The sequence below is a fragment of the Streptomyces sp. TE5632 genome, from assembly GCF_054061295.1.
Genome location: NZ_JBSSEA010000003.1, coordinates 3,719,776 through 3,744,524 on the forward strand (window position 1 = coordinate 3,719,776; position 24,749 = coordinate 3,744,524).

Annotated in this window: 26 protein-coding genes; 16 read left to right on the top strand and 10 right to left on the bottom strand. The window is 71.7% G+C overall.

From position 1 onward, the window contains the following. Positions 1–201 precede the first annotated feature (201 nt). Together ACVW19_RS22305 and ACVW19_RS22310 are read left to right on the top strand one after the other, a co-directional pair. A complete protein-coding gene (locus ACVW19_RS22305) occupies positions 202–558 on the top strand; it encodes a DivIVA domain-containing protein (RefSeq protein WP_457464727.1) in 357 nt (118 codons plus the stop codon). Continuing rightward, positions 555–1,139 carry a DNA-3-methyladenine glycosylase I gene (locus ACVW19_RS22310; protein WP_457461195.1) on the top strand — a complete coding sequence of 195 codons (585 nt, stop codon included), beginning with the start codon at positions 555–557 and terminating at the stop codon, positions 1,137–1,139. The genes ACVW19_RS22305 and ACVW19_RS22310 overlap by 4 nt, the downstream gene beginning before the upstream one ends. A gap of 40 nt (positions 1,140–1,179) precedes the next feature. On the opposite strand, the gene chcB is transcribed toward ACVW19_RS22310, so the two are convergent. Continuing rightward, a complete protein-coding gene (gene chcB, locus ACVW19_RS22315; protein WP_457461197.1) occupies positions 1,180–1,983 on the bottom strand; it encodes a 2-cyclohexenylcarbonyl CoA isomerase in 804 nt (267 codons plus the stop codon). A gap of 64 nt (positions 1,984–2,047) precedes the next feature. Here chcB and ACVW19_RS22320 point away from each other — a divergent pair, with 64 nt between their 5' ends. Further along, positions 2,048–2,338, top strand: coding sequence for a hypothetical protein (locus ACVW19_RS22320; protein ID WP_457461199.1), 291 nt, complete (start codon positions 2,048–2,050; stop codon positions 2,336–2,338). A gap of 26 nt (positions 2,339–2,364) precedes the next feature. Continuing rightward, on the top strand, positions 2,365–2,532 hold the full coding sequence (locus tag ACVW19_RS22325; protein ID WP_003966491.1) for a DUF3117 domain-containing protein: 168 nt from the start codon (positions 2,365–2,367) through the stop codon (positions 2,530–2,532). A 130-nt stretch (positions 2,533–2,662) separates the two neighbouring features. On the opposite strand, the gene ACVW19_RS22330 is transcribed toward ACVW19_RS22325, so the two are convergent. After that, a complete protein-coding gene (locus tag ACVW19_RS22330; RefSeq protein WP_457464729.1) occupies positions 2,663–3,361 on the bottom strand; it encodes an O-methyltransferase in 699 nt (232 codons plus the stop codon). Between the two features lie 234 nt (positions 3,362–3,595). Here ACVW19_RS22330 and sigE point away from each other — a divergent pair, with 234 nt between their 5' ends. The 5 genes from sigE (at position 3,596) to ACVW19_RS22355 (ending at position 9,005) form a co-directional block, all read left to right on the top strand. Further along, positions 3,596–4,297: an RNA polymerase sigma factor SigE gene (sigE, locus tag ACVW19_RS22335; protein ID WP_457464731.1), complete on the top strand. Its 702-nt coding sequence runs from the start codon at positions 3,596–3,598 to the stop codon at positions 4,295–4,297. Continuing rightward, entirely contained in the window at positions 4,294–5,367 is a 1,074-nt protein-coding gene (locus ACVW19_RS22340) for an anti-sigma factor family protein (RefSeq protein WP_457461201.1), read from the top strand. The genes sigE and ACVW19_RS22340 overlap by 4 nt, the downstream gene beginning before the upstream one ends. Before the next feature lie 159 nt (positions 5,368–5,526). Continuing rightward, positions 5,527–7,377 (top strand): trypsin-like peptidase domain-containing protein, encoded by a 1,851-nt coding sequence (locus ACVW19_RS22345; protein WP_457461203.1) that lies wholly within the window; start codon positions 5,527–5,529, stop codon positions 7,375–7,377. A gap of 242 nt (positions 7,378–7,619) precedes the next feature. After that, positions 7,620–8,081 carry a sec-independent translocase gene (locus ACVW19_RS22350; RefSeq protein ID WP_457461205.1) on the top strand — a complete coding sequence of 154 codons (462 nt, stop codon included), beginning with the start codon at positions 7,620–7,622 and terminating at the stop codon, positions 8,079–8,081. A gap of 246 nt (positions 8,082–8,327) precedes the next feature. Next, entirely contained in the window at positions 8,328–9,005 is a 678-nt protein-coding gene (locus tag ACVW19_RS22355; protein WP_457461207.1) for a hypothetical protein, read from the top strand. A gap of 137 nt (positions 9,006–9,142) precedes the next feature. On the opposite strand, the gene ACVW19_RS22360 is transcribed toward ACVW19_RS22355, so the two are convergent. Genes ACVW19_RS22360 through ACVW19_RS22370 form a run of 3 tightly spaced genes read right to left on the bottom strand, consistent with a single transcriptional unit; the run spans position 9,143 to position 12,315 of the window. After that, a complete protein-coding gene (locus tag ACVW19_RS22360) occupies positions 9,143–10,276 on the bottom strand; it encodes an Mrp/NBP35 family ATP-binding protein (RefSeq protein WP_457461209.1) in 1,134 nt (377 codons plus the stop codon). A gap of 43 nt (positions 10,277–10,319) precedes the next feature. Beyond that, on the bottom strand, positions 10,320–10,928 hold the full coding sequence (locus ACVW19_RS22365) for a DUF1003 domain-containing protein (RefSeq protein WP_109376873.1): 609 nt from the start codon (positions 10,926–10,928) through the stop codon (positions 10,320–10,322). Next, a complete protein-coding gene (locus ACVW19_RS22370) occupies positions 10,918–12,315 on the bottom strand; it encodes a magnesium transporter MgtE N-terminal domain-containing protein (protein WP_457461212.1) in 1,398 nt (465 codons plus the stop codon). The genes ACVW19_RS22365 and ACVW19_RS22370 overlap by 11 nt, the downstream gene beginning before the upstream one ends. 242 nt (positions 12,316–12,557) lie before the next feature. Between ACVW19_RS22370 and ACVW19_RS22375 the strand changes: the two genes are divergently transcribed. Further along, complete coding sequence (locus ACVW19_RS22375) at positions 12,558–13,370, top strand: hypothetical protein (protein WP_457461214.1); 813 nt, start codon at positions 12,558–12,560, stop codon at positions 13,368–13,370. Here the strand turns inward: ACVW19_RS22375 and ACVW19_RS22380 are convergent. After that, positions 13,343–13,921 carry a hypothetical protein gene (locus ACVW19_RS22380; RefSeq protein ID WP_457461215.1) on the bottom strand — a complete coding sequence of 193 codons (579 nt, stop codon included), beginning with the start codon at positions 13,919–13,921 and terminating at the stop codon, positions 13,343–13,345. The genes ACVW19_RS22375 and ACVW19_RS22380 overlap by 28 nt on opposite strands. 78 nt (positions 13,922–13,999) lie before the next feature. Continuing rightward, positions 14,000–15,118, bottom strand: a complete 1,119-nt coding sequence (locus tag ACVW19_RS22385) for a magnesium and cobalt transport protein CorA (protein WP_457461217.1) — start codon at positions 15,116–15,118, stop codon at positions 14,000–14,002. 606 nt (positions 15,119–15,724) lie between these two features. Here ACVW19_RS22385 and ACVW19_RS22390 point away from each other — a divergent pair. The 4 genes from ACVW19_RS22390 to ACVW19_RS22405 all read left to right on the top strand — a co-directional run bounded on the left by ACVW19_RS22390 (position 15,725) and on the right by ACVW19_RS22405 (position 18,883). Further along, positions 15,725–16,309, top strand: coding sequence for a suppressor of fused domain protein (locus tag ACVW19_RS22390; protein WP_363039634.1), 585 nt, complete (start codon positions 15,725–15,727; stop codon positions 16,307–16,309). Positions 16,310–16,510: 201 nt separating this feature from the next. Next, complete coding sequence (locus tag ACVW19_RS22395; RefSeq protein WP_457461219.1) at positions 16,511–17,158, top strand: DUF6758 family protein; 648 nt, start codon at positions 16,511–16,513, stop codon at positions 17,156–17,158. 121 nt (positions 17,159–17,279) lie between these two features. Continuing rightward, positions 17,280–18,137: a PHP domain-containing protein gene (locus ACVW19_RS22400; protein WP_457461221.1), complete on the top strand. Its 858-nt coding sequence runs from the start codon at positions 17,280–17,282 to the stop codon at positions 18,135–18,137. Between the two features lie 140 nt (positions 18,138–18,277). Further along, positions 18,278–18,883 carry a MarC family protein gene (locus ACVW19_RS22405; RefSeq protein ID WP_457461223.1) on the top strand — a complete coding sequence of 202 codons (606 nt, stop codon included), beginning with the start codon at positions 18,278–18,280 and terminating at the stop codon, positions 18,881–18,883. 58 nt (positions 18,884–18,941) lie between these two features. Here the strand turns inward: ACVW19_RS22405 and ACVW19_RS22410 are convergent, their stop codons facing one another. Next, positions 18,942–19,094: a hypothetical protein gene (locus ACVW19_RS22410; protein WP_202277958.1), complete on the bottom strand. Its 153-nt coding sequence runs from the start codon at positions 19,092–19,094 to the stop codon at positions 18,942–18,944. Between the two features lie 237 nt (positions 19,095–19,331). Between ACVW19_RS22410 and ACVW19_RS22415 the strand changes: the two genes are divergently transcribed. Then, a complete protein-coding gene (locus ACVW19_RS22415; RefSeq protein WP_457461224.1) occupies positions 19,332–20,225 on the top strand; it encodes an NYN domain-containing protein in 894 nt (297 codons plus the stop codon). 19 nt (positions 20,226–20,244) lie between these two features. On the opposite strand, the gene ACVW19_RS22420 is transcribed toward ACVW19_RS22415, so the two are convergent. Together ACVW19_RS22420 and ACVW19_RS22425 are read right to left on the bottom strand one after the other, a co-directional pair. After that, complete coding sequence (locus ACVW19_RS22420; RefSeq protein WP_457461226.1) at positions 20,245–21,189, bottom strand: alpha/beta fold hydrolase; 945 nt, start codon at positions 21,187–21,189, stop codon at positions 20,245–20,247. Positions 21,190–21,273: 84 nt separating this feature from the next. Next, positions 21,274–23,484: a DEAD/DEAH box helicase gene (locus ACVW19_RS22425; RefSeq protein ID WP_457461228.1), complete on the bottom strand. Its 2,211-nt coding sequence runs from the start codon at positions 23,482–23,484 to the stop codon at positions 21,274–21,276. 488 nt (positions 23,485–23,972) lie between these two features. On the opposite strand from ACVW19_RS22425, the gene ACVW19_RS22430 reads away from it, so the two are divergent. Beyond that, the gene (locus ACVW19_RS22430; protein ID WP_457461229.1) at positions 23,973–24,728 is read left to right on the top strand and encodes a ferritin-like fold-containing protein; all 756 of its coding nucleotides are present in this window, start codon (positions 23,973–23,975) and stop codon (positions 24,726–24,728) included. Positions 24,729–24,749 lie beyond the last annotated feature (21 nt).

The window sequence follows — 24,749 nt, forward strand, 5'->3', positions numbered from 1 at the left end:
TAAGGGTTCGTAATGGTTTACAGGGTTTCGTAAAGTTTGGCCCGGGTTCCGTCCGGTCCGCGGCCGTCCATGACCGCCTGTGACCCTGACTGTCAGACTCGCATGGCACGATCGGAGCCACACACCCGACTCCGATCCGTCTCGGTCCAACCTGCTCGATCCAACCGACTCGTTCCAATCGTGGGGGTCCCAGCGATGGTTATGTTCTTGTTCCTGGTCGTCGCGCTCGCCGTGGTGGTCGCCGCGGTGACCCTCGCCGTGGTGGGCGGCGGAGAGAACGGCCCGCTGCCCGAGGCGGTTCCCGACCGCCTGACGGACTCCCTGCCGCTGGACCGCCCGGTCGGTCGCGCGGACGTGGACGGTCTTCGCATCCCGCTCGCCGCCCGCGGCTACCGCATGGCCGACGTGGACGACGCCCTCAGCCGTCTCGGCGCCGAGCTCGCCGAGCGCGACGCCCGGATCGCCGATCTGGAGTCCGCGCTCGCTGGTGCCCGCGCCGTCGCGGCCCACATCTCCATGGAGAAGCCCGCCGCGCACCCGGAGGGCCGGCAGCCGTGACCGACGGCGCCGCCCTCGCCGGCCCGGACGGCGCCCCGCGCTGCCCCTGGGCCCTGTCCGCCGAGGACTACATCGCCTACCACGACCAGGAGTGGGGCCGCCCGGTCCACGGAGACGACGCCCTCTTCGAGCGGCTCAGCCTGGAGGCCTTCCAGTCCGGCCTGTCCTGGATCACGATCCTGCGCCGCCGTCCGGGCTTCCGTACCGCCTTCGCCGGTTTCCGGATCGCGGCCGTCGCGGAGTTCACCGACGCCGACCGGGAGCGCCTGCTGGCCGACGCCGGCATCATCCGCAATCGCGCCAAGATCGACGCGACCCTGGCCAACGCCCGCCTGCTGGCCGGGTGGGCGCCCGGCGATCTGGACGCCCTGATCTGGTCCCACGCCCCGGACCGGGCCGACCGCCCGGCGCCGAGGACCCTCGCCGACGTCCCCGCGGTCACCCCCGAGTCGACGGCGCTGTCCAAGGCGCTGAAGAAACAGGGCCTGCGCTTCGTCGGCCCGACCACGGCCTACGCGCTGATGCAGGCCTGCGGCCTGGTCGACGACCACCTGAAGGACTGCGTCGCCCGGCGGCCCTGAGCCGCACCGCCCGGGGCCCCGGGCGGACCCGGGCCGTCGGTCAGCGGCCCAGGTACTTCGGCTTCTCCTTGTTGACGAAGGCCTGCACGGCGATCGCGTGGTCCTCGGAGGCGCCCGCCCGGGTCTGGAGCTCGTCCTCCTTCTCCAGCGTCTCCTCCAGGGAGTGGCTGAGCCCGTACGCCACCGACTCCTTGAGCGCCGCGTACGCCACCGTCGGCCCCGCGGCCAGCGCCCGCGCCGTCTTCTCCGCCTCCGCGCGCAGCTCGGCGGCGGGGACCAGCCGGTTCGCGATCCCGAGGTCGTACGCCTCCCGGGCCGGGATGTTGCGCGGGAAGAGCAGCAGGTCGGTCGCACGACCGGGGCCGACGACCCGCGGCAGGGTCCAGGAGATCCCGGAGTCCGCGGTCAGCGCGACCCCGGCGAACGACGTGTTGAACGCCGCCGTGTCGGCCACGATCCGGTAGTCCGCCGCCAGCGCGAAGCCGAAGCCCGCCCCGGCCGCGACCCCGTTCACCGCGGCGACCACCGGCTTCGCGGCGCCGGCGAGCGCCTTCACGATCGGGTTGTAGTGCTCGCGCACCGTCTCCATCGTCCGCCCCGCGCCGTCCTCGCGGTCGGCGGCCAGCAGCCCGATGTGCTCCTTGAGGTCCTGCCCCACGCAGAACGCCCGGTCACCGGCGGCGGTCAGCAGCACGGCCCGCACGGCGTCGTCGTCCGCGGCGGCCCGGACCGCGTCCCGGAGCGCGACCTTCGCCGCCACGTTCAGCGCGTTCATCGCCTCCGGGCGGTTCAGCGTGATCGTCGCGAGTCCGTCGCGCACCTCGTAGAGCACGGTGTCGGCCATGGTGTGTCCCCTCCGCGTGGCGGCTCAGGGGCGTACCGGCCGGTACGCCCCTGTGCAGGACAGCATGACGGAGATCGCCGACGGTGGCGCGGTGCCGGTATGTGACCTGCGTCAAAGAATTACCGGTCGTTTTCGTCCGGTGGAACTGCGTGCGGTGGCGCAGTATCGCAGCCACATCGCCGAATTGAGTGGTTTTGCTCGCGCGCGTTGCCCAAGCGATGCCGACCGATGTTGGTCATCGGGTCCTGCGATGCGGGATAATGGCCTGGAAGCAATGTGTTCGATGCCGGTGGCGTGTGTCCTGCTTCAAGGACCGCAGGTGCCCTTCAGTGGGCCGTCGGCTTCAGACGGTTGAGCTGGGTTTCAGGAAGGGGAACGAGCATGGCGGCCATGAAGCCGCGGACGGGTGATGGCCCGCTCGAGGTGACCAAGGAGGGGCGGGGCATCGTCATGCGCGTTCCGCTCGAAGGCGGCGGTCGGCTCGTCGTCGAGCTGACCCCGGACGAGGCCGACGCGCTCGGCGACGCCCTCAAGAAGGTCGTCGGCTGACGCGCAAGCGACCATACCCTTTCAGTTTCAGTTCAGTCGCCCCGGTACCGCACGCGGTACCGGGGCGACTGTTTAAGCAGGTCAGAGCGTGTTTAGGTGTCCGTCGTGTCGGCCGTGTTCGCTCACCGCTTCACCGCTTCACCGCGCAGAGCAGTCCGTCGCCCACGGGCAGCAGCGACGACACCAGCTCCTGGCTCTCGCGCACGGCCCGCACCAGCTCCCGCAGCCGCAGCACCTCGGTGGGCTGAGGGCCGGAGTCCACCGTCCGGCCGCTCGCGAAGACCCCTTCGAAGGCGACCAGGCCTCCCGGACGCAGCAGACGCAACGATTCGGCGAGATAGTCCTGGTACTCGAGCCGGTCCCCGTCGCAGAAGACGAGGTCGTAGCCGGAGTCCGCGAGACGGGGCAGGACGTCCAGGGCCCGGCCGGGGATGAAGCGGGCCCGGTTGGCGGCGAAGCCCGCCGTGCGAAAGGCCTGGCGGGCCGACTGCTGGTGCTCCGGCTCCTGGTCGACCGTGGTCAGCACCCCGTCCGGCCGCATGCCGTGCAGCAGGTGGACCCCGGAGACTCCGCACCCCGTGCCGATCTCCGCGACCGCCTTGGCGTCCACGGTGGCCGCGAGCAACCGCAGAGCCGCGCCCGTACCGGGCGCCACCGAGCGCAGCCCTGCCTCGCGAGCCCGGTCCCGGGCCCAGTGCAGCGCCTCGTCCTCGGCGACATAGGCGTCCGCGAACGCCCAGCTCGTCTGCCGGTTGGCGGTAATGACCCTCTCCTGTCCCCGTGGTTGCCTCGGCGTGACTTTATCCGTTGGCGTCGGGAACCCACTGATGGGACCGGTCGTTCAAGAGGAAGAGCAGGCGGCGTGTGCCGTGAGGGGGGTAGGCGGATGAGTGAGGACACCGAGCAAGTACCGGCGCAGGCCCACGAGCCGTGGCAGTCCAGATCATTTTCTCGTAAAACCGCTTATCCGGAGCTAACGGGCGAGGTGGCTATGGTAGGGGCTCCACTGGACACCACCAGAGCCGATAGGGGAGGTGCGGCTGCGCCTGTGGATCGGGGCGGAGTGCTGAGGCGCTTCCTCGGGTCGGCGGGTAGGCCGAAATCCGTGAACGACACCGCTGCTGACCACATCCACGCCGCTGAGCCGGCCCAGACCGCGAGCTTCTCCACCGACGCGGACGGGCAGGCGTGGACTCCGCCCACCTGGGAGGAGATCGTCAGCACGCACAGTGGCCGGGTCTACCGGCTCGCCTACCGTCTCACCGGTAACCAGCACGACGCGGAGGACCTCACCCAGGAGGTCTTCGTCCGCGTCTTCCGCTCGCTGTCGACGTACACGCCGGGCACCTTCGAGGGCTGGCTGCACCGCATCACCACCAACCTCTTCCTGGACATGGTGCGCCGTAAGCAGCGGATCAGGTTCGACTCGCTGGGCGACGACGCGGCCGAGCGGCTGCCCAGCAAGGAGCCCACTCCCCAGCAGGTCTTCCACGACACCCACTTCGACGCGGACGTCCAGCAGGCCCTCGACACCCTCGCTCCGGAGTTCCGCGCCGCGGTCGTCCTCTGCGACATCGAGGGACTGTCGTACGAGGAGATCGCCGCGACCCTCGGCGTCAAGCTCGGCACGGTCCGGTCCCGGATCCACCGCGGGCGCTCCCAGCTGCGCAAGGCCCTCGCTCACCGCTCGCCCCAGGCGCGCGCGGAGCGCCGCTCCTTCGTGCCGCGTGTTCCCGCACTGGGAGGAGGGGGCACGAGCGCGTGAGTGGATCACGGCCGAAACCTGCCGAGGGACACCTCGCAGAGCAGCATCTGGGAGACCGACTCTCCGCCCTGGTGGACGGAGAGCTCGGTCACGACGCGCGCGAGCGCGTACTGGCACACGTCGCCACCTGCGCGAAATGCAAGACGGAGGTGGACGCGCAGCGCCGCCTGAAGAACGTCTTCGCGAAGGCGGCCCCGCCACCGCCCTCCGAGAGCTTCCTGGCCCGCCTCCAGGGCCTGCCTGCGGGCGGTGACCTCGGAGGTGGCTCGCCGCTGGGCGGAGGAGGACTGCCGGGCGACCCGTCCGGGCCGCACGGCCGGATCCCCGGAGTCTTCGGGACCGGCAGTCGTGGCGAGCGGTTCGAGTTCGCCTACGCGCCCTCCCGTCGGCATGCTCCGCTGCCGGCGTCCCCGGCGGGCGCGATCGGAGCCGACCGGGGTTTCCGCATCCATGACGTCAGCCGGCCGGAGTCGGACCGGCCCGCCTCGCGCGGGCTGCGGTTCGCCGCCGCCGCCGCCGGAGCGGTGTCGCTGGCCGCGATCGCCCTCGGCGGTGTGGCCGGCGTCACGCCCACCGACACGGCTGCCCGCGGCTCGGGCCACGGCAGCAATGTGACTCCGATGCGCACCCAGGGCAGCGCGGCGGCGACGGCGCCCGACTCCCAGCGGCGCCGCGGCACCGCACCGTCGGACGGTCAGCCTCAGGCGCAGAGCGCCCCGGGCGACGCTCCGGCCGCTCCGGCACAGGCCTCCGCGCCGCTGCTTCCCGGGGTGCCGCCGCCCGCCCACCGGCACCACAGTGCCCTGGCAGCTCCGGTCATGGCCGACGCGGCCCTGGTGTCCCCGCTGATACCGCCGCTCAGCACGGCCCCGCCGCTCGTGCTGCCCGCGTGGGAGACGACCCCCGGGCTCATGACACCCGGTTCGTTCCCCACGGCCCCCGGTTCCAACGCGACCGGGTCCACGGCCACCGGTTCCACGGTCGGTGCGACCGCGGCTCCGGCCCCCACCGTGTCCTCGGCGGCCTCAGCTCCCTCGGCTTCCTCGGCTCTTTCCCGCATGCTCCGCTGACCTGTGCACCGACCCCGTCCGCTGCGCACGGGCGTGCGAACCTGATTGAATCCAGGTGGCGCGCCCAGGCCGACAGCAGCCGGGTGCCGGACCGGTTCTGACGCGCGGAGGCGTACGGAGCCACGGAGTCGACGATCTGCGGCCAGCTGTGGGGAGAGCATGAACGAGGGGAAGCCCACGAAGGCGGGCCCGACGGGGGAGCAGGAGGAGCCCGCCGAGCCGGTAGCGGCCGGAGCCACCCCGTCCGAGACGGCGAACCGGGACGCGGCGCCCGACAGGGAGCGTGCGCGGGACGCCGACGGGGACTTCGAACTCGCGCGGCCCGCCACACCTGCGACCACCCCCGGGGGCGACTACGAACTGCACCGACCCCTGAGCGCCGAGGCCACGGGAGCCACGGAGACCGGCGAGGCAGCGGTGGCAGGCCGCCTTGCCGGGGCCGTCGAGCCCACGGGGGCCGGATACGGCGTGGGGCAGACCGGGCAGCCCCGGCCGCTGCACGATCCCGACCCCTACAGCACCCCGCCGTACGGTGAGCCGGGGCCCTGGGCGCCGGCTCCCCCGGTTCAGCATCCGGCGGCAACTCCCGCGCAGGGCACGACGGCCCCGCCCCCGGTGCGGCAACCGGCGTCGGACATGACGGCGCCCGGCGCGCCCGCCCCGGCCGCCGCAGCTCCCACCGCGCCCGCAGCTCCCACCGTGCTCGAGCCCGGCGCCCCGGCCGCGAGCCACACCGCACCCGCACCCGCACCCTCGCCCCCGGCCGCCTCCGCCACGGACGCCACGGCGGCAGCCGACCCCTGGCAGCGTTACGACCCCTGGGCGGCGCCCGCCGCCGGGGCGAGTGCGCCGTTGCAGCAGACCGGGGTCGCGGAGCCCACGAAGGACCAGCGGCGCAAGCGCGCCCGGAGGGGGCTCATCGGCCTCGTGCTGGTGGTCGCGCTCGCCTCCGGCGGCGTCGGCGGAATCGTGGGCGCCCACCTGGAGCGCAACGGTGGTGTGGGTGCCGTGGAACTGCCGCAGGCAGGGGAGGAGCCCGCCGGACGGGAACCAGGGAGCATCGCCGGGATCGCCGCGCAGGCGCTGCCCAGCGTCGTCACCCTGCACGTCAGCGGCGCCGCGTCGGCGGGCACCGGCACCGGGTTCGTGCTCGACGGCCGCGGGCACATCCTCACCAACGACCATGTCGTGCAGCCCGCCGGAAGCGACGGCGAGATCACCGTCACCTTCCACAGCGGCGACACCGCGAAGGCCACACTCGTCGGCCGGGACAGCGGCTACGACCTCGCCGTGGTGAAGGTCAAGGGTGTCAGCGGGCTGGACCCCCTGCCCCTCGGCAACTCGGACAACGTGCGGGTGGGCGATCCCGTCATCGCCATCGGCGCCCCCTTCGACCTGGCCGGCACGGTCACCGCCGGCATCATCAGCGCGCGGGAACGCCCCATCACGGCGGGCGGCGGGCGGGGCGACGGCAGCGACGTGTCGTACGTCGACGCCCTGCAGACCGACGCGCCGATCAACCCCGGCAACTCCGGTGGCCCCCTGCTCGACGCCCAGGCCCGCGTGATCGGCATCAACTCCGCCATCCGCTCCGCCGGCAGCGGTGGCGACGAGGGGGAGGGCGGCCAGGCCGGCTCCATAGGGCTCGGGTTCGCCATCCCCATCAACCAGGGCAAGCGCGTCGCCGAGGAACTGATCAACACCGGTAAGGCGACCCACCCGGTGATCGGCATCACCCTGGACATGGACTACGCCGGTGACGGCGCCCGCGTCGGCACCAGGGGCAGCGACGGCGGACCCCCGGTCAGCACCGGCGGTCCCGGAGCCAAGGCCGGGATCAAGGCCGGCGACGTCATCACGAAGGTCGACGGCCGACGCGTCCACTCGGGTGAGGAACTCATCGTCAAGACCCGCGCCCACCGCCCCGGGGACCGGCTGGAGCTCACCCTGGAACGGGACGGCGAGGAGCGGGAGGTCTCGCTGGTGCTCGGGTCCTCCGGCGGTGACTGAGCGGGGCGGCGACCGTGGCGTACCGCACGCCACGAGAAGGCGAACAGGCGGGGAAGAGCCCCGCCGCACGCGCCGGGAAGCCACGGGACAGTACCGGTCGTACGAGGCGGCGGGTACCGTGGATCCGGCCCGGACCACGGAGGACCGCACGGACGCACGGATGTACGGGCGCACGGACGAATTGACGCACCGACCACCGAGGGCCGAGGGTCGAGGACCGAGAACATCGCAAGGAGCTTCAGGTGTTCAATGACATAGGACCGCTCGAGCTGGTGACGCTCGTCGTCCTCGCCGTGCTCGTCTTCGGTCCGGACAAGCTCCCCAAGGTCATCCAGGACGTGAGCAGGACGATCCGGAAGATCCGTGACTTCTCGGACAGTGCCAAGCAGGACATCCGCGAGGAACTCGGCCCGGAGTTCAAGGACTTCGAATTCGAGGACCTCAACCCCAAGACGTTCATCCGCAAGCAGTTGGACAGCGACGAACTGGGGCTCAAGGACATCCGCAGCGGCTTCGACCTGAAGAAGGAGATGGCCGACGTCACGGACGCCGTCCACGGCCGCGACTCCACGCCGTCCTCTGCCGCGGCTGCCGCGTCCTCCGTGTCCTCCGCGTCCTCGGGGGGTGGCCGCATCGACATGACGAAGAAGCCCGAGCCGTCGGCCGCCGACGACCGCCCGCCCTTCGACGCGGACGCCACCTGAGGCACACCCTGCGCGGAGGCGCGGATGCGCAGAGGCACGGAGCCCCCGCGCACGTGACGCGTTTCATACTCCCCAGGGCCCCGCACGGCCTGAACCGGACATCCACGCGACCCACGCGCCGGGCGCTTTTCCCGGCCCGCGCCGACGAGGTGGCTATGCTGCCCCAGTTGTTGTGCGGTCCGGACGAGTACGCCCGAAGGGGGGCGGGCCGCCCCCGGTCCGACCAGAGCGAGGAGGCGTCCGGGCATGGAGACGACGAGTCGGGCAGTCGCGCAGGCGACGGCCGCGAAGGACGGAGGACACGCCCCCTCCGCCTGGCGTACGGTCGACGGCTACCTGAGCGCACCCTTTCCCTGGTACGGCCTCGACGAGGCGTTCACGGGGCGGCGCTGGCTGATGCAGGTCGGCGCCACGGCCGACGGGGCCGTCGAGCACGGGTCGATCGGGCACGGTGACGAGCCCTCGGTGCGCAGCGAGTACACGGCCGGGACCGGCCAGGAGGTCAAGGAGAAGTTCGCGGTCACCGTGACCGTGGCCGCCAACCCGGTGCGCCGCAGCGCGGACGGCACCGGCCTGCTGGAGGCCACCTCGGTCTCCTCCGCCGCCTGGCTCGCCGGTGTGGGGCTGCTGTCGTTCACCTGGCCGGGCCAGATGGACCACTCCCTGCGCGACGACTGGCTGGAGCAGCAGACGGAGACGGCCTGGGTGCTCGCGGACGACCTCGCCGGACCGGACTGGTCGACGCTGTCCCTCCCGGTGGACGGGGTGCCGACGCCCTTCCACTACCGGGAGTCCGAGTTCGGCTGGGTGCTCGCGGGATCGACGCAGGCGGGTGTGCACGTCGGTGCGTACGGCAGGGGCATGAGCGCGTACGGCCTGGGCTTCGCCGTGGTCAAGGACATCAGCGCCTACGCGGGGGCCTGAGCCGCGGGCCGTGCGGACGTCCCGTACGGACCCGTGCGGCCGCCCCGTACGGCGAAGGGCGCCGCCCCGAAGGACGGCGCCCCCCCCGTGTGAGTGCGCTGCGGCGGCTCCCGGCCCCTTACGGGCCGCTGGAGGGCTCAGAACTTGTTGCGCGGCGTGATGCCCAGCGACAGGCCCGCCAGGCCGCGCTGGCGGCCGCCGAGCTTGCCGGCGATCGAGCGGAGCGCCGAACCGGCGGGGGAGTCCGGGTCGGACAGGACGACCGGCTTGCCCTCGTCGCCGCCCTCGCGCAGGCGCACGTCGATGGGGATGGAGCCGAGCACCGGGACGTCGGTGCCCGTGGTCCGGGTCAGCCCGTCGGCCACCGACTGGCCGCCGCCGGTGCCGAAGACGTCGACCATCTCGTCGCAGTGCGGGCACGGCAGGCCGGACATGTTCTCGACCACGCCGACGATCTTCTGGTGGGTCTGCACGGCGATGGAACCCGCCCGCTCGGCCACCTCGGCCGCCGCCTGCTGAGGCGTGGTGACGACCAGGATCTCGGCGTTCGGGACCAGTTGGGCGACCGAGATCGCGATGTCACCGGTGCCCGGGGGCAGGTCGAGCAGGAGCACGTCCAGGTCGCCCCAGTACACGTCCGCCAGGAACTGCTGCAGCGCGCGGTGCAGCATCGGGCCGCGCCACACGACCGGCGCGTTGCCCGGGGTGAACATGCCGATGGAGATGACCTTCACGCCGTGCGCGGACGGCGGCATGATCATGTTCTCGACCTGGGTCGGACGCCCGTCGGCACCCAGCATGCGCGGCACCGAGTGACCGTAGATGTCGGCGTCCACGACGCCCACCTTCAGCCCGTCGGCCGCCATCGCCGCCGCCAGGTTCACCGTCACCGACGACTTGCCGACACCGCCCTTGCCGGAGGCGACCGCGTACACCCGGGTCAGGCTGCCCGGTTTGGCGAACGGCACCTCGCGCTCGGCCTGGCCGCCCCGCAGGGCGTTCGCCAGCTCCTTGCGCTGCTCGTCGCTCATCACGTCCAGCGTGACGTCGACGCGGGTGACGCCCTCGACCCCGGCGACCGCGTCCGTCACCCGCTGCGTGATGGTGTCCCGCATGGGGCAGCCGGAGACCGTCAGGTACACGGTGACCGCGACCGCACCGTCCGCACCGATCTCCACAGATTTGACCATGCCGAGCTCGGTGATGGGCCGGTTGATCTCCGGGTCGTTCACCGTCGCCAGTGCTTCGCGCACCGCGTCTTCCGTAGCCATGATGTCGATGGTACGGCGCCCGATACATTCCCCGGTAAGCCCGTCAGTGGTCGTCTGCGTCACGTCCCGGAGGCCGCTGCGCCCGCATCGCGGGGAATGAGCCGTGATGGTCCCGGTGTCCGTTGTGGCGTTCCTCCAGTTCCTTCACCACGTCCTGCAGTTCCGAGCGGATCCAGTCCCGCGTCGCGACCTCCCCGAGCCCGATCCGCAGGGCGGCGATCTCCCGGGTCAGGTACTCGGTGTCCGCGATCGACCGCTCGCCCTGCTTGCGGTCCTGCTCCAGGTTGACCCGGTCGCGGTCGTCCTGCCTGTTCTGCGCGAGCAGGATCAACGGGGCGGCGTAGGAGGCCTGGAGGGACAGCATCAGGGTCAGGAAGATGAACGGGTACTCGTCGAAGCGCAGTTCCTTCGGCGCGGACACGTTCCACACCAGCCACACGATGATGACGACCGTCATCCAGACGATGAACCGCCCGGTGCCCAGGAAACGCGCGATCCGTTCCGACAGCCGCCCGAAGGCCTCCGGGTCCCACTCGGGCAGGAGCCGTCGCCGAGGGGCGCGCGGCTGGTCCAGCCGGGGTGTACGCGGGCGCCCGGCGGCCGTGGCACCCGCCGGCAGGCGCTCGCGCCCGCCCTCTCGCTCAGGAGCCATCGGTCACCACCCCCTCGCCGTCCTCGGTGTCCCTGCCGTTCGCCTCGTCGGTGTCGTGCGCGTTGTCGCTGTTGCTGTCGTTGCTGTCGTTGCTGTCGTTGCTGTTTTTGTCGTTGTCGCTGTCGTCGTCGTCCAGATGGAACTCGGTCTCCCGCCAGTCGTCCGGCAGCATGTGGTCCAGTACGTCGTCCACCGTCACCGCGCCCAGCAGCGCGCCCGCCTCGTCGACCACGGGCGCCGCCACCATGTCGTACGTGGCGAAGAAACCGGCGACCACGGGGAGCGCCGCGTCCGGCTCCAGCGGCTGCAGGTCGTCGTCGAGGATCGAGCCGACCAGGGTGTACGGAGGGTCGCGCAGCAGGCGCTGGAAGTGGACCGTGCCCAGGTACTTGCCGGTCGGGGTCTCCTCCGGCGGCCGGCAGACGTAGACCTGGGCCGCATGCGCCGGCGACAGATCGGGGTTGCGGATGCGGGCCAGCGCGTCGGCGACGGTCGCGTCGGGCCTCAGCACGATCGGCTCGGTCGTCATCAGACCGCCCGCGGTGTGCTCCTCGTACGACATCAGGCGCCGCATGTCGGCCGCGTCCGCGGGCTGCATCAGGCTGAGCAGCCGCTCCTTGTCCGCCTCGGGCAGTTCGGAGAGCAGGTCGGCGGCGTCATCGGGGTCCATGGCCTCCAGGACGTCGGCGGCGCGCTCCTCCTTCAGCTTGCCGAGGATCTCCACCTGGTCGTCCTCGGGCAGCTCCTCCAGCACGTCCGCCAGGCGGTCGTCGTCCAGGGCGGCGGCGACCTCGGCGCGGCGCTTGGGGGAGAGGTGGTGCAGGACGTTGGCCAGGTCGGCGGGGCGCAGCTGCTCGAAGGTGGCGAGCAGGTTCTCGGCGCCCTGCCCCTTCTCCTCCAGGGAGAAGCCGGTGACCGCGGACCACTCGACGGTCAGTGTCTCCCCCTTGCCGCGCCGAAACGTTCCGCCCTTCTTGCCCTTGCGGACGAACACCCGGTCGATCTCCCATTCCCGACGGGCCGGCAGCTGATGCACCGACAGGTCGAGGACGGTGACCTCCTCATCGGTCTCCACCAGCGTCACCCTGCGGTCCAGGAGCTCACCGAAGACGAGCCGCTCGGTGGGCCGCTGCTCGAAGCGCCGGACGTTGAGCACACCGGTGGTGATGACCTGACCGGACTGTACGGCGGTCACCCGGTTCATGGGCAGGAAGATGCGGCGCCGGGTGTGGAGTTCGACCACCAGGCCGAGCAGCCTCGGTGGACGGCGGCCGACCCGCAGCATGACGACCAGGTCGCGCACGCGTCCCACCTGATCGCCGGCCGGATCGAAGGCGGCGACGCCGGAGAGGTGCGAGACGAAGATCCGGGGGGCGCCCGCTGCCATGGCGGCGGCTCCTTTTCATACGGGGTCGTGCCGTGCGTGATGCTGCTTGCTCTGTTCCTGTCTCTTCCTGCCTCTTCCTGTATTCGGTGGCCGGGTGCCCTGCTCAAGTGGGTTTCAGGCTAGCCCGTCCTGATCGTCAGTGCCCGAGGGCCAGTCCGGACGGACTGCCTCCGCCCGGGCCGCAGGGCCCCGGTAATCTGCGGTACGCCGTTCAGGTCCCCATCAGAGAGGCAGCGCAACCTGTGACTCCGATCTCCCAGGGCCGGTCCCGCACCGCCGTGCTGGCGCGTGCCGTGTGCGTGCTGCTCGTGACCGGAATGACGCTCACGGGATGCTCCGAGGAAGTGGACCCGAACGAGGGCACCAACGGTGTCGGCAGACTGACCGCCGACGAGATCCAGAAGAGAACCCTGACGGCCGCCACCTCGGTCGAGACCGTGCGGCTGCACGGAAGCGTGGTCACCAGCGGGAGCACCTACAAGCTCGACATGCAGCTCAAACCCGAGGGCGGCATCGGTTCGGTCACCGCCGGAACGCAGACGTTCAGGCTGCTGAAGGTCGACAACGAGCTCTTCCTGAAAGCCGACGCGGATTTCTGGTCGAACGGCAAGGGCGACAAGGACGACACGGAGGGCGAAGGCGCGAGCGAGGGGGAGGCCGTGAGCGACGAGGGCGGCGGTGCGTCGGACACGGCGGCGGCCGGAAAGCTCGCCGAGAAGTACGTGAAGGTGCCGGAGGACGACCCGTCGTACAAGAAGTTCATCGGCTTCGCGGACAAGGATGTCCTCCTCGGCGCCCTGCTGACCCTGCACGGCAAGCTGGCCACGGACGGCCACCACGAGCAGGGGGGCGTCCGGTGCATCCGCATCGCCGGCGACCAGGGCTCCGGCGGCACCCTGGACGTCTCCCTGGAGGGCAAGCCGTATCCCCTGCGTCTGGTGCGGGCCGGCAAGGCGGGCACCCTCACCTTCTCGGCCTGGGGCAGTGACTTCGCCCTGGAGAAACCGGCCAAGAGCGAGACCCTGGACTACGGCGGGCAGCTCCCGGCCTCGTAGCCCCCGGGAGAGGCGACCGGCTGACGGCGCTTCTTCGGGCCCCGCTTGCCCGCCAGCAGCCGGGGCAGGCCCGCGGGGAGCGGACGCCGGGTCGTCACCGGGGTCGGCAGCGGGGGCCCGGCCAGCGAGCCGTCGGGCAACGGCGCCGTCGCCCCGGTCGGCTCCAGGCGCAGGACGCGGCACTCACGGGCCCAGCGCTCCGTCATCGCCTCGCCGTCGGGTGCGTTGAGGCGCTTGCCCTTGAGCACGGCGACCGCCGCGTCCCACTCCTCGGAGCCGGACGGCAGTTCCACGACCTTCGCGGCCCAGGAGACCAGCCGGCCGCCCTTGTCCTTGCTGCGCACCGTCACCTCGGCCGACACACCGTCGGCCAGTCCCGGCAGCGGCTGCTCCCCGGGCCCGTCGCCGACCAGGCACATCGCCCCCTCGTGCCACACGTGCCACAGCGGCCGGGCCGGGGCACCGGGCCCCTCGACCCAGACGAGGCCGGACTTCTTCGTGGCCTCCTCGATGAGGGCCCGGTCGAACAGCGCACTGGTCGCACTTGTCATGGGGTCCAGCCTATCCAGGGCCCGCCCGGGGCAGAGCTTCTCCCAGAAACGGCCGTTCCCGCAGACCCGGCCGTTCCCTCAGAGCCAGCCGTTGCGCTTCAGCGTGCGGTGGATGCCCAGGCAGAGGATCACGGTCACGCTGAGGATCACCGGGTAGCCGTACTTCCATTCCGTCTCCGGCATGTAGTCGAAGTTCATGCCGTACACCCCGCAGACCATCGTCGGCACGGCGATGATGGCGGCCCACGAGGTGATCTTGCGCATGTCCTCGTTCTGCGCCACGGACGCCTGCGCGAGATTGGCCTGGAGGATGGAGTTGAGCAGCTCGTCGAAGCCGATCACCTGCTCGTGCACCCGGGCCACGTGGTCGGCGACGTCCCGGAAGTACTTCTGGATCTCCGGGTCGACCAGTCGCATCGGCCGCTCGCTGAGCAGCTGCATGGGCCGCAGCAGCGGCGACACCGCCCGCTTGAACTCCATTACCTCGCGCTTGAGTTGGTAGATCCGGCCGGCGTCCGTGCCGCGCGGGGTGCCGCCCCGGCCCGGCGAGAACACCTCCGTCTCCACCTCGTCGATGTCGTCCTGCACCGCGTCGGCGACCGCGATGTAGCCGTCGACGACATGGTCGGCGATGGCGTGCAGGACGGCCGAGGGGCCCTTGGCCAGCAGTTCGGGGTCCTCCTGGAGGCGGTGCCGCAGGGCACGCAGGGAGCCCTGGCCGCCGTGCCGGACGGTGATGAAGAAGTCCCGGCCGGTGAAGCACATCACCTCGCCGGTCTCGACGACCTCGCTGCTGGAGCTGAGCCGGTCGTGGTCGAGGTAGTGGATGGTCTTGAAGACCGTGAAGAGCGAGTCGTCGTAGCGCTCCAGCTTGGGCCGCTGATGGGCCTGGACCGCGTCCTCCACGGCCAGCGGGTGCAACCCGAACTCGCGTGCGATACCCGCGAATTCGTCCTCGGTCGGCTCGTGCAGGCCGATCCACACGAAGCCCGAGTCACGGCGCACCAGGCGCATCGCCTCCTGCGGGGTGAGCGGGCTCTCGGTGACCACGCGCCGACCGTCGCGGTAGATGGCGCAGTCGACGACCGCGGTGGTCGTCGCCGGGTCGCGGGTGCTGTCGTAGGGGGCGCTGCTCTCCTTGCGCGGCGAGACACGGGAGGGACGGACCACGGCGCGCAGGTCGCGGATCATCGACATGGCGGGCTCCTTCGCGAAACGGGCAACGAAAGGCGCCGGTACGACGGGTGGAACCACCCGGAATGAGGACGTCCTGACCAGGGATTCTCCCTGCCTCAGAGAAGAGTTGAGGCGCAGGATGTTTGGCACGTCCACAAAGCGGGGAGCACCGAACCGTCGCGGTGGCGAGTTCCGTCGCTGACACAGCTACTGGGGCAGATCAGGCACAACGAAACGAGATGCTCTTCCGGTGAAGACGCGATGGTGAGGGGTGGCAGCCGGTACGGAGCGGCTACATCAGCGGGTGGAAGAGCGGGTGCTACTGCACGGTCGACTTCGGTCCATGCCAGCCCCACCTCCTCCGGCCGGTCCCTCGTGAGGGACGATCCTCATCCCCTGAGGGGATTCAGGGGAGTCCCCCGTGGGGGGAAGCGTCACATCGGGGCTCGGGACGCGGACCGACTCTCCCAGCGCACTGAGGCAATGCCCTGAAGTGAGGTCCTCAAGGCCTGGGCGGTGCCTGGGCGGCCTTCTGCGTGCTGCCCCGAACCACCGGGCCAGAGTAGCAGCCGACCGCTGTGTCAAGGCGCCGCTTCGCCTGCTCCTGGCGAGTTCTATGCTCGCCGCATGGCTGATGTTCTTCCTCTGGTCGAGGCCCGGTTGCGTACGGCTCTGGGCGAACCGGACGCACGCGCGGCGGTCACCTTCCTGGGTACGGACCGCTTCGAGGTGCTGCGTTTCCGCGAGGGCGACATCGTGCGCTACGCCACCCTCGGCATGTCCGCGCAGCCCATGGCCGACCCCACCGCGGTGGTCGCGGACCCGGTCGCGGGCCCGCGCGTGGAACTGCTGCTGTCCGTACGGGCCGGTCTCGCCGACACCGACAAGGTGCTCCGTCCGCTCGCCGTGCTCGCGGCGTCCCCGCAGGTCGAGGGCGTGGTCGTGGCCCCCGGCGCCTCCCTCGACGTCGGTGAACCGCTGTGGCCCGGGGCCCCGTTCACCTCGGTGCTGGTCGCCGAGCCGGGCGGCCTGGTGGAGGACCTGGAGCTCGACGAGCCCCTGGAGCCCGTACGGTTCCTGCCGCTGCTGCCGATGACTCCGAACGAGGCGGCCTGGAAGCGGGTGCACGGCGCCCAGGCGCTCCAGGAGCGCTGGCTGGCCCGGGGCACGGACCTGAGACATCCCGCCCGCGCCTCCGTCCCGCTGGAGTGAGCAAGCTCACCCCCCCTTCTCGTCAACTGGCCGCTTTCCGGCCGATGTTGACGGGAGAGCGCAGGGTGCCGTCCGGGCCGGTGGGCCGGACCGGACGGCCGGACGGGCCGAGCAGAAAGCGTCCGGTTCCGGGTGACCGGTTCGGTCCGGACGGGTGATCGTCCTTGACGTGACGGTGCGGGGGTAGGACCGTGGGGCCCTATGAGGGGCGAACCCAGTTGCCCGAAGTGTGGTGGCCGGGTCAGGGCTCCCGGCCTCTTCTCCGATGCGTGGCAGTGCGATGTGCACGGCGTGGTGCATCCGGTCCAGCCCGTGATACCGCCGAGCGTCGACGCCCTCAACGTCGTCGTGCACCGTACCCAGGTGCCGGTGTGGATGCCGTGGCCGCTGCCGGTGGGCTGGCTGTTCACCGGCGTGGCCTCGGCGGGTGACGACCGCAGCGGCGGCCGGGCCACCGCCGTCGCCTGCACCGGGCCCGGACCGCTCGGCGGCATGGGTGAACTCGTCCTCGTGGCCGAGGAGCTCGGCGTCGGGCTGGGCGCGCGGTACGCGGGCGTCGACGGCCCGGATCCCGGCCCGTATCTGGACGTCGAGAAGCCCGCCGACACCAAGGTGCTGGCCGCCGGCCGGCCGACCCCGCTCTGGCACGTCTCCAAGGCGCCGGACGACCGGGCGGTCTTCGCGGGCGAGGCGCTCGGGATGTGGCTGTGGGCGGTGCTCTGGCCCGAGCAGTCCGGGCTCCTGATGTACGACGAGCTGGTCCTCACCGACCTCCGGGACGCCGGGGCCGAGGTGGAACTGGTGCCCTGCGGGGCGCTGTCACCGCGGCTGATGGAGGCGAGACCGTAGGTCCTGTGGGGCCGGCGTGCGGTAGGGGGCGCAGGGTGGGTTCGGGTGTGACAGGGACGTTCGGAAATACGGTTATCCTGGGGCGTCCCTGTCCGTCGGCCACCGCTTGGAGCAACGCGTCGTGCGTATCGATCTGCACACCCACTCCACCGCGTCCGACGGTACGGACTCCCCGGCCGACCTGGTCCGCAAGGCCGCCGCTGCCGGTCTCGACGTCGTCGCGCTGACCGACCACGACACCACCCGTGGTCACGCCGAGGCCCTCGCCGCGCTCCCCGCGGGGCTCACGCTGGTGACCGGCGCCGAGCTCTCCTGCCGACTCGACGGTGTCGGCATGCACATGCTGGCCTACCTCTTCGACCCCGCGGAGCCGGCTCTGCTCGCCGAGCGCGAGCTGGTCCGGGACGACCGGGTGCCGCGGGCCCGGGGCATGGTCGCCAAGCTGAACGGCCTGGGCGTGCCCGTCACCTGGGAGCAGGTCGCGCGGATCGCCGGCGACGGCTCGGTGGGCCGCCCGCACGTGGCCACCGCACTCGTCGAACTGGGCGTGGTGGCGAGCGTGGACGACGCGTTCACCCCTCAGTGGCTGGCCGACGGCGGCCGGGCCCACATGGAGAAGCACGAGACGGACCCCTTCGAAGCGCTCCGGTTGATCAAGGGTGCGGGCGGGGTCGCGGTGTTCGCCCACCCGGCCGCCGTCAAGCGCGGCCGGACCGTACCGGAGTCCGTGATGGCCGAGCTGGCCGAGGCCGGCCTCGACGGCATCGAGGTCGACCACATGGACCACGACCCCGAGACCAGGGCGCGACTGCGGGGCCTCGCGAAGGAACTGGGACTGCTGGTGACCGGGTCCAGCGACTACCACGGCAGCCGGAAGAGCTGCGAGCTGGGCGAGTTCACGACGGACCCCGAGGTGTACGGCGAGATCACGCGGCGCGCGACCGGCGCGTTCCCGGTGCCGGGGGCCGGCGGCGCCTGAGTCCCACGCCCGCACGCCCCACCCGCTCCTCCGGATCGTCGTCCCCTTGTCCGGGGCGCCGACGCCCTTCTTTCCCCCGGCTCGTTCCTTGAGCTCTTTCCTCGAGCGCTCCGCGCTCGCTCGTTCTCAGCAAGGCACTCATGTTCGACGTCGCCGTCTTCGGCTCCCTCTTCCTGACCCTTTTCGTCATCATGGATCCCCCGGGGATCACCCCGATCTTCCTGGCCCTGACCGCGGGGCGTCCCGCCAAGGCGCAGAAGCGGATGGCCTTCCAGGCCGTCTGCGTGGCCGGTGGCGTGATCGTCCTGTTCGGGCTGGTGGGGCAGCAGATCCTCGACTACCTGCACGTGTCCGTGCCGGCGCTGATGATCGCGGGCGGGCTGCTGCTTCTGCTGATCGCGCTCGACCTGCTCACCGGCAAGACCGACGAGCCCGAGCAGACCAAGGACGTCAACGTCGCGCTGGTCCCGCTCGGCATGCCCCTGCTGGCCGGTCCCGGCGCGATCGTGTCGGTCATCCTCGCCGTGCAGAAGGCGGACGGCGCGACCGCCCAGGTGTCGGTGTGGGCGGCGATCCTCGCCGTCCACGTCGTGCTGTGGCTGGTCATGCGGTACTCGCTGCTGATCATCCGGGTCATCAAGGACGGCGGGGTGGTCCTGGTGACGCGCCTCGCGGGCATGATGCTCTCCGCGATCGCCGTGCAGCAGATCATCAACGGGGTCACGCAGGTGATCCAGGGCGGCTGACCGCCCCGCGGTGCGCGTCCCGCGTCAACGCGCGTCTCACGTCATCGCGCGTCCCGCGTCATGAGGCGGGTGTGTCGGCCGGGCGGATCCACAGGCGCTGCCCGATGGCGGCGGCCTGCTGAACGATACGGTTGACGGAGGCGGCATCCACAACGGTGCTGTCCACGGCGGTGCCGTCGATGTCGTCGAGTCGCATGATTTCGAAGTGCAAGCACTTCTCCCTTCGTCTGGTCGTCCTCCTGAAGGAGAACCGCGGGGTGGACGGCCACGGGCCGGATCGGCTCGTGTGCCATCAGTGGTGAACGAGTTACCCCCGGCAAACATTCCCTACGCTAAGGAAATTATTTGATCGACTAAAGATCGATCACGTGCTGATGGATAAGCGTTTCGAAGGGGACCGGCCGGGACCGTTTGTGTTCGCACAGTGACCGCCAGGACAATAGAGATGATGAACGATGACCTCGCGGATCTGAACTCCCGTATCGACCGCACGAACGAACTGCTCCAGCGCATGCTCGCCGAGGTCGCGAAGACGCCCTCGACGCACGCGATCTTCGTCGACGCCGGCTACCTGTACGCGGCGGCGGGGCGGCTGGTGGCCGGGACGGAGGACCGCAGGGCCTTCGACCTCGACGCCGAGGGGCTCATCGACGCACTCATCGACCGGGCCCGCACCATCTTCGCGGACAGCAGGCTGCTGCGCGTCTACTGGTACGACGGGGCCCGGCGCCGCATCCACACCGCCGAGCAGCAGACCATCGCGGAACTCCCCGACGTCAAGGTCCGCCTCGGCAACCTCAACGCCAACAACCAGCAGAAGGGCGTCGACTCCCTGATCCGCTCCGACCTGGAGTCACTGGCCCGGCACCGAGCCATCAGCGACGCGGCCCTGCTGGGCGGCGACGAGGACCTGGTCCCGGCGGTCGAGGCCGCCCAGGGGTACGGCGCCCGCGTCCATCTCTGGGGGATCGAGGCCACTGAGGGGCGCAACCAGGCCGAGCCCCTGCTCTGGGAGGTCGACAGCCAGCGCACCTTCGAACTCGACTTCTTCAAGCCGTACGTCTCCCGGCGCACGGCCCCCGCGTACGAGCCCGCGGCAGGCCGGCCCACCCGCGAGGACGTCCGTTTCGTCGGTGCGCAGATCGCCGCGAAGTGGCTCGCCGAACGGGGCCGGGACACGCTGGTGGAACTGCTGCCCGGCCACCCCTACCTGCCCGGCTCGGTCGACCAGGACCTGCTGGTGGAGGCCGAGGGCCTGCTGCAGTACTCCCTGCGCGGCCAGGCGGACCTGAGACGCGCCCTGCGCGACGGCTTCTGGTCCCACCTACAGGCGCAGTACTGACGGCACGCCCCCGGTGGTGTCAGCCGTGGTGCAGGGTGCCGTTGCCGTGGCCCTCTTCGTGGAGCCGGTCCCAGAAGGCGGCGAGGGCGTGTGCCGTGGGCGCGGGCCGGTCGACGTTGGGGGAGTGCTCGGCGCCGGCGACGACCGTGCGGTGCGCGTTCAGCCGTACGGCCATGGCATCGAGGTCCGGTACCGGCCAGGTGTCGTCGTGCGCACCCGACAGCACATGGAACGGCAGCGGAACGGCGGCGAGTTCGGCGACTCGGTCCGGCTCCGTGCACAACTGCCGTCCTGTGGATAGTAGTTGTGCAGGCCTGGTGGCCAACCAGCGGCGGCGCAGATGCTCCTGGCCGCCGAGCCCACGAGCCGGACCGCCGACCTCCTCCGGCGGGCCCATGGCCAGGATCACCTCCCAGCACTGCGCCATCGACATCCGGGCGAGCGCGTCCCGCAGCAGCTTCACGCGCTGCTCCTGGGAGACCGAGATCCGGGCGGGGCCCGACGAGATCAGGGTGAGCGAACGGAACGGGGAGTGGTCCTCGAGCACGGCCGCACGGGCGATCTGGCCGCCGAGCGAGTGTCCGACGAGGTGCAGCGGCGCAGCCGCGCCGAGCGCCTCCGCCTGCGCGAGCACGTCCCGCGCCAACTCGGCCCGGGCGTAAGCGGACTCGTCGTCAGCGGGACCGTCCGACTCGTACTGCCCCCGCCCGTCCACGGCGACGCTGCGGTACCCGCGTGCGGCGAGCGGCCCGTGCAGCAGCGTGAAGTCCTCCTTGCTCCCTGTGAACCCGGGCAGTGCCAGCACGACGCCCTTCGGCTCGACCCCGTCGGCCGGTGGCACGTCGACGACGGCGAACTCCCCACGGGACGTGCGGAGCCGGTACGCCCGAGCGCCGGTGGGCGGGGCGGAGGCGGGGGCCGGGGTCGGAGGGGGAGCGGAAGCGGGGGTGGGGTGGCTGGTCACGGGGTGAGGGTAGCGGGCAGCAGGGACCGGCCGACGCCGACGGCCCGGCCCCACGGGTGGGGGACCGGGCCGTCGGGTGGTGCGTCAGGCCTCCCTGGGCTCCGCGGTGGCCGTCGCGGCGGTCTTGCGGGTGCGGCGGACCCGGGGCTTAGCCTCGGCGGCCTCCGCCTCCGGGGCGGCCTGCGCCGGGATGCCGGCCGCGGTCGTACCGGCCTCGGTGGCCTCAGCGGTCTTGCGGGTGCGGCGGCGCGGCTTGGCCTCGGCGGCCTCGACGGCTTCAGCGGTGTCGAGCGCGGTTGTGGCGGCTGCCGTCTTGCGGGTGCGCCGGGGCTTCGCCTCGGCCGTGGCGTCCACCGCGGCCTCCGGCTCCTGCACGGCGGTGGCCGCCTTGCGGGTGCGGCGCGGCTTCGCCTCGGCGGCCTCGGCCGTGTCCACGCCCGTCTCGGCCTTGGCGGCGGTCTTGCGGGTGCGGCGGACCCGGGGCTTCGCCTCGGCGGCCTCCGCCTCCGGGGCGGCCTGTGCCGGGATGCCGGCCGCGGTCGTACCGGCCTCGGTGGCCTCAGCGGCGGCCGTCTTCCGCGTCCTGGTGCGCCGGGGCTTCGTCCCGGTCTCCTCCGCGGTGGACTCGGTGGTCCCCGCGACGGTGTCCACCACCGCCTCGGCCGCAGGGGCCGTAGCAGCCGTGGCCTTGCGGGTCCGGCGGCGCGGCGCCGCCGGAGTCTCCGGAGCGTCTCCGACCGCGCTGCCCTCGGCCGTCGCGACGGCCGACTCGGCGGGCTCGACGTGCTCGGCAGCAGGCTCGGCGGACCGCGTGGTCCCGGTGGACTCGACCGCGGTCACCGGGGTGGTCGTCACCTCGGCGGCCGCCCCACCGCGCGTACGGCGACGACGGCGCGGGGTGCGGGGAGCCGTACCGGCGTCGGCCTCATCGGAGCCCTCGACGGCCGGGGCCGCCGGCTGCGCCGAGTCGTCCAGCGGGGCCCCACCGCGCGTACGGCGCCGGCGGCGCGGCGTACGGGTCGGACGCTCACGCTCGGAGTCACCCTGGACGCTCCGGTCGCTCCGGTCGCTCCGGTCGCTCCGGCCGCCGCGCCCGCCGCGCGGGCCGCGGCCGCCCGGCTCACCCAGGTCCTCCAGCTCCTCCGCGTCGAGCCCGGCGCGGGTGCGCTCCGAGCGCGGCAGGACACCCTTCGTCCCCTCGGGGATGCCGAGGTCGGTGAACAGGTGCGGGGAGGTGGAGTACGTCTCCGGCGGGTTGCTGAAGCCCAGGTCCAGCGCCTTGTCGATCAGCTGCCAGCGCGGGATGTCGTCCCAGTCGACCAGCGTGATCGCCGTACCCTTCGCACCCGCGCGGCCCGTACGGCCGATGCGGTGCAGATACGTCTTCTCGTCCTCGGGCGACTGGTAGTTGATGACGTGCGTCACACCCTCGACGTCGATGCCGCGGGCGGCGACGTCGGTGCAGACGAGCACGTCCACCTTGCCGTTGCGGAAGGCGCGCAGCGCCTGCTCGCGGGCGCCCTGGCCGAGGTCGCCGTGGACCGCGCCGGAGGCGAAACCGCGCTGCCCCAGCTGGTCGGCGAGGTCGGCGGCGGTGCGCTTGGTGCGGCAGAAGACCATGACCAGTCCCCGGCCGTCGGCCTGCAGTATCCGCGAGACCATCTCGGGCTTGTCCATGTTGTGCGCGCGGTAGACGAACTGCGTGGTGTTCGCGACCGTCGCGCCCTCGTCGTCCGGCGTGGTGGCGCGGATGTGCGTGGGCTGCGACATGTAGCGGCGGGCCAGCCCGATGACCGCGCCCGGCATGGTGGCCGAGAACAGCATGGTCTGACGGCGTGCCGGAAGCAGGTTGATGATCTTCTCGACGTCGGGGAGGAAGCCCAGGTCGAGCATCTCGTCGGCCTCGTCGAGGACGAGGGCCTTGACATGCTTCAGGTTCAGCTTCTTCTGCCCCGCCAGGTCGAGCAGCCGGCCCGGGGTGCCGACGATCACGTCGACGCCCTTCTTCAGGGCCTCGACCTGCGGCTCGTAGGCCCGGCCGCCGTAGATCGCGGTGACGCGCACGTTGCGCACCTTGCCGGCGGTCAGCAGGTCGTTGGTGACCTGCGTGCACAGCTCGCGGGTGGGGACGACGACCAGCGCCTGCGGGGTGTCGGTGAGGTCCTCGGGCTTCGCGCGCCCGGCCTCCACGTCCGCCGGGACGGTCACGCGCTCGAGGAGCGGAAGGCCGAAGCCGAGCGTCTTTCCGGTGCCGGTCTTGGCCTGGCCGATGACGTCCGTGCCCGACAGGGCCACGGGGAGCGTCAGCTCCTGGATGGGGAAGGGGGTGACGATGCCGACGGCTTCCAGGGCCTCGGCGGTCTCGGGGAGAATCCCGAGCTCTCGGAACGTAGTCAGGGTGCTGCCTCTTCTGTGTGCGCGGTGCGAGGCGAGCGCGGGGGGTCGTCTATGGACCGTGCCGGGGACGTCGGCTGCCTTACGGGGATGCCGTAGGGCACGGGACCACTGCCGACGCTCTAGCGCTCGTACCGCTGAGGGTCCCTCCGATCGTCGTACGCAATGTGCCGTACGGTCAGGGAGAGCGGTCGGGGCGGAGCCGATCGGGCCTCCGACCGGGCATCCTCATACATACGCCCCGTCGAACACGTCAAAGTATTCGGCAGGCGCATTACCACCATACCCCGAATTCGCGCACACGCCATGGCCGATTTGGCCACGTCGTCGTCGTCACACCTGCTGACCAGCGCCTTCCGGCCCCCGATCAGCGGGCTATTGTGCGGTTTATGACGAGCTCTGACAAGCCTGACCAAGCCGAGGGAACCCCCGACACCCCGGCCGCACCCACCGGCGTCGCCGCCCTGGACTGGACGGCCGCCTCCGCCGACCCGCAGTACCGCGCCGCCGTCGTGGACCTGCTCGGCGCGCTCGCGTACGGAGAACTCGCGGCGTTCGAGCGGCTCGCGGACGACGCCAAGCTGGCTCCCACGCTGGAGGACAAGGCGGAACTGGCCAAGATGGCGTCGGCCGAGTTCCACCACTTCGAGCGGCTGCGCGACCGGCTGGCCGAGATCGGCGAGGAGCCGACCGCCGCCATGGAGCCGTTCGTCGCCGCGTACGAGGGCTTCCACAAGCAGACGGCGCCCTCCGGCTGGCTCGAAGGGCTCGTCAAGGCCTACGTCGGAGACTCCATCGCCAGTGACTTCTACCGGGAGGTCGCGGTCCGTCTGGACTCCGACACCCGGGCGCTGGTGCTGACCGTGCTCGACGACACCGGGCACGGCGGCTTCGCCGTGGAGAAGGTGCGCTCGGCGATCGACGCGGACCCGCGCCTGGGCGGACGGCTCGCGTTGTGGGCACGCCGGCTGATGGGTGAGGCGCTGTCCCAGTCGCAGCGGGTGGTGGCCGACCGGGACGCGCTGTCGACGATGCTCGTCGGCGGTGTCGCGGACGGCTTCGACCTCGCGGAGGTCGGCAGGATGTTCTCCCGGATCACCGAGGCCCACACCAAGCGGATGGCCGCCCTGGGGCTGGCGGCCTGAGAGAGCCGCCCCGGTCAGGTC